The 4,044-nt window shown below is 46.8% G+C and carries 5 protein-coding genes; 3 read left to right on the top strand and 2 right to left on the bottom strand.

Annotated features, from left to right (window positions below):
• Together MKMG_RS10940 and MKMG_RS10935 are read left to right on the top strand one after the other, a co-directional pair.
• Positions 1-999 (top strand): hypothetical protein (locus tag MKMG_RS10940; RefSeq protein ID WP_216842908.1); only part of this gene is annotated, 999 nt, incomplete at its 5' end.
• A gap of 122 nt (positions 1,000-1,121) precedes the next feature.
• Positions 1,122-1,412, top strand: a complete 291-nt coding sequence (locus MKMG_RS10935; protein WP_165077946.1) for a hypothetical protein — start codon at positions 1,122-1,124, stop codon at positions 1,410-1,412.
• A gap of 97 nt (positions 1,413-1,509) precedes the next feature.
• Here the strand turns inward: MKMG_RS10935 and MKMG_RS10930 are convergent, their stop codons facing one another.
• Complete coding sequence (locus tag MKMG_RS10930; protein ID WP_165077945.1) at positions 1,510-2,163, bottom strand: glyoxalase superfamily protein; 654 nt, start codon at positions 2,161-2,163, stop codon at positions 1,510-1,512.
• Between the two features lie 364 nt (positions 2,164-2,527).
• Here MKMG_RS10930 and MKMG_RS10925 point away from each other — a divergent pair, with 364 nt between their 5' ends.
• Positions 2,528-3,178: a hypothetical protein gene (locus MKMG_RS10925; protein WP_165077943.1), complete on the top strand. Its 651-nt coding sequence runs from the start codon at positions 2,528-2,530 to the stop codon at positions 3,176-3,178.
• Between the two features lie 456 nt (positions 3,179-3,634).
• Here MKMG_RS10925 and MKMG_RS10920 read toward each other — a convergent pair.
• A partial coding sequence (locus tag MKMG_RS10920) for a winged helix-turn-helix transcriptional regulator (protein WP_216842907.1) occupies positions 3,635-4,044 on the bottom strand: 410 nt, incomplete at its 5' end.

The following is a 4,044-nucleotide window of genomic DNA, read 5'->3' as shown; positions in this document are numbered from 1 at the left end:
GATCGAATGCGGGCACTTTCTGTGCTCCTTGTGTTGCTGCTGGTGAGTGCTATTGTGGTGCCGGGGATGGCTGCCAGTGGAGATAAATTCGAGACTGTGAAGTTGGACATTGTAGATGCCGCAACGATTGAGGAGCGAACCCCTCAGTTCATTAACGACCTGAAAAGCAAGGGATGTTCCGAAGAGGAGATCGCTGAGGCAATTGTCAACTATCCCTGTGATGACAAATATCTTGATGGATGGACCGAAGGTGATGCAAAAAAGCTCTCTGAAGAACTACGTTGGACACGTATTGCTCACCATCAGGCAGAAATTACCTCATCAGAAGAGAGGAGTTCAAACGTTCGGTTGGATGGTCAGTATCAATCCAGCTCCGGGATGTATCTCATTGATTCCCTTTACAGTGGTGTGAATGGGCGGGTGCACCCTGGGTCGATGGAATGTTCTTCAGATGGTACTCTCTATCAGTATCTTACGAGTCATTTAGGTAAAGAAACGAATGGATTGCCGAATTGGATTGAAATTGGCGTTCAAACTGTATTTTGGAGACCAAACGAGTATATCCTCTTTTCATGGGATGAGAATGCAGAGGGTGATGCCAGATGGGAAGACTATGGGATACTTCCCGAAGGAGGGGATCGGGACTATAATTTTGGGATTTATGTTAGCCCTGTCTATTGTTCAGGACAAGGATATCCATATACGCTCTCTTGGGAAGGGCAGGTAAAACGAATAGGATACGTCCCCTGGCCAAAGGGAGATACGAATGAATTCCATGAGTATTTTAGAAATGATCCTGGAACTTTCTCTGACGTATCAACTTCCTACGTATGGGATTCTTATGTGAATTATAATGAATATTCAGTCTGGTGGAACGAAAATCTGGATTCACAGGTGCCCCATCCTACGGACGTTCTGCAGACTCTCTCCGATGCACGAGCAACGTTTTATAAGCCTTGGTGGTCACACGCATATCGGGTGGATACATGGATGGCGTGATGAAAACCCACGTAATTAGAGGAGGACTTATTCTCCTCGGCCTCCTTTTTGTATGCACCGGGGGTTGCCTCAATGATCTACCAACTGGATCTCCCGGATCCGTGAATGTCACTGTGACTCCCATGGCTTCCTGTCCAGTATCGGAAGATGAGGCTCGTGCCATTGCTCTGGACGACCCGGAGATACAGGGACAGATACAGGGGTATACCATCCAGACCGAAGTGCGAAGGGGGCAGATGGGTTCTCCGGATTCGAGTGCCTCCCACATTGTCTACATCCATGTTTTCGATCCCGACACGGGTCAGCACCTCATTACCCATCTGGTCCCGGTAAGCGATGAGGGGGAAATCGGGGAGAAGTACTACCTGACCCCGTCAAAAATTCCCCTGGATCTTCCGCAAAACCTCACCTGAGATGTTGATTCGGCAGGACAGATAACCGTCAGCCGTACTCCCCGGAACACACTCCAAGATGATACCTTTCAATCCGCAGCAACGAGCGGTTCTCTCCTCAACGATCATGTTTGAAATCATACCTCTCAGTATTGTTCTCCACCCATGCCGGCATCCCGGAAAGATACGTCCCTGCCTTTTCCTCTGCCACATCCCTGTCCAGATTCTGTGTCTGCATCAGGAAGGTGGCCATGTCCTCATGCACGTCATCAAAGCTCTTTAGGCTGCCGTCTGTTTCGGTGCAGCGCACACAATAGGGGTTCGCCGGATTCCCGCCGCCCCACTCATCCGGTCTGTGTATCGGCATGCCACAGCTCAGGCATTGTCGGGAGGCGACCTCGGTGAATGCAAGCCGGTATCCATCCGGGTCTTCAACGGTAAAATTCCTGACACCATAGGATTCGTCTTTGATATCTTGTGTGAAACGGACATCGTTTTGCTTTAGTTCCCGGTAGTAGTCGTTGATATCCCCGTCAATGTTCAGATACAGCGTTACGCCAATGCCGAACGGTTCCTCCATGTCAATCCCGTGATCCTTCGCCGGTATCACCATCAGCACCATGCCATCCTTTGACAGGTCGGCATACTCAGGGTTTTCAGCATCGGGAAATACCATTCCCGTCTCAAACCCGAGCATGGTGGTGTAGAATGCAATCGTGTTCTTCATGTCCCGTACGGCAAGCAGGGGTGAGAGCATACCCATCTTCATCATCTCCTCTGGTCTGGCAGAGCATACTGCACCCGTTCTATATACGGTTTTCCCGGGTGTGGTCTTTTTTTTCACGAAGAAAGCAGGCAGGAAGCCCACGACTTTAGTCGTGGGTAGTTGACCGCTATCCTTATCGGTGCGGCAATCAGATTTCATCTCTGGTGTCCGGGAAACGCTCAAATCCCGGATACGATTCAGTCTGAACACGGGGACGGAGATGGTCATTATGAACAATACCATGAAGAGATCTGTTGTTTGTCTTGTTCTTTTCGTACTCCTGAGTAGTCTTTCTCTCGTTGGTGCGAACAGCCAGACAGGGACTGAACCGGGATACTTGAATTAACATACTTATCAATCGGTGGGATAAATGAAGGAAAAACTAATATTTTTAATCCTTATTTTTATTTTTTTATCTGGAGTTATTTCCGGATGTATTGAAAACAATAATCAGGATACTGAAAAATCCCCGTCAGATAATCAGACAGTAAATGAAAGTGAATTAAATCCCCTGACACAAAATGAGACTGAAATGCTCGATAAAATGCTATGGGTTCCTGAGATCATATTTGATAGCAATACTTCAGATTCAGTCATAAATGCCACAGTTGACAAATATTTCGGGGAGAACATTCCCAAGAAGATAAGAGACGAACCACTTTATGTAAACTCCTATCTCAAATCAGATAAAGACCTCTTTGAAGGATACAAAGTCGATTTACAGGATGACAGCCTCGTGGAAATCGGAAACCCGGCTTCACCCTGGGTATACACAATTGTTGAATCCGAAAAAGTGATTGACGGAGATATTATTCTGGCGACACATATATCTGGCGAAAATATATCAGAAGAACTCAACAGGATTAGGGATTATGGAATTCCCATTAAAAGAACAAAATCCGTTACAATCAGCACACCATCTGCAGCAGATAATTCAGATTCTAAAATGACCGCCGCAGTTGATGAATGCAACAGAGATAACACTGTGCTTTTTGTACTTAAACTATATCTCAAGTGCTGATACTTCTGATTTCGCACCCCTACTAAGAAAAACCATTTGAATTAACGGCCCTGTAGAAATGCTGCGAAGCGAAAGACAGCGTGCGTAGAAATGCAAACAGGTCGGATGGATATCGGAAACGGGGACTATACTGAGTCACCCTTTTTGATTCCCTGTATTGGGGAATCGGAGGGTAAAACTGGCGTATTTTCTGCACGTTTTTCCTGCCGAAAAAATATGCATGGAATGCATTTTATTTGCTGAAATATCGGTTGATTGCAGACTAATAAGGGGTCGCTATTGTTTGTAATTTTGGGGAGGATGTATTATGGGTTGTCTCAACTGAGAAAGGGCCACTCCGGGCTTCTGTGTGGATGCGGATTTCCGGGATTCTGGCCAATTTAAGGGCTATTTATGCGTTGCTTAACCCGATGAGGGGTTTTTGTCCCCAACCTAACAAGAACCGTGGCCCGCAGCTCAGATGACTCCTTTTTGTGCCTGATTGGTCGCATCCGCAGCCGGATGGTCAGGCAGGTAATCCCGAAAAATTTTCTTTGCCTGCGGATTGAGCAGGTAGCCTACGTACTTCCCGGATTTCGTGGCGGAAACGGTGCCGTCAACACATAGCCGTTCCATCTGCCAGGTCACGGCAGACCCCGATATGCCAAGGTACCCGGCGACCTCTTTACGTGAAACGTTGGGATGAAGGATCAGGATTTCATAGATCTGCCGCACCGTAGTGCTTCTGAGCTGCATAATTACGGTCTGCTGAAAATCCCCATATTTTTCACTATTCTCAAAATATCCGGTATATCCACCTTTATTAACTGAGATGATCTTGTGTTCCCTCTTTAACATCTTGAGGTGATACTGTTGTTTTCCCTTCC

The organism is Methanogenium sp. MK-MG, assembly GCF_009914725.1.
GTDB lineage: Archaea > Halobacteriota > Methanomicrobia > Methanomicrobiales > Methanomicrobiaceae > Methanogenium.
This window is presented reverse-complemented; position numbering and strand designations above follow the sequence as displayed.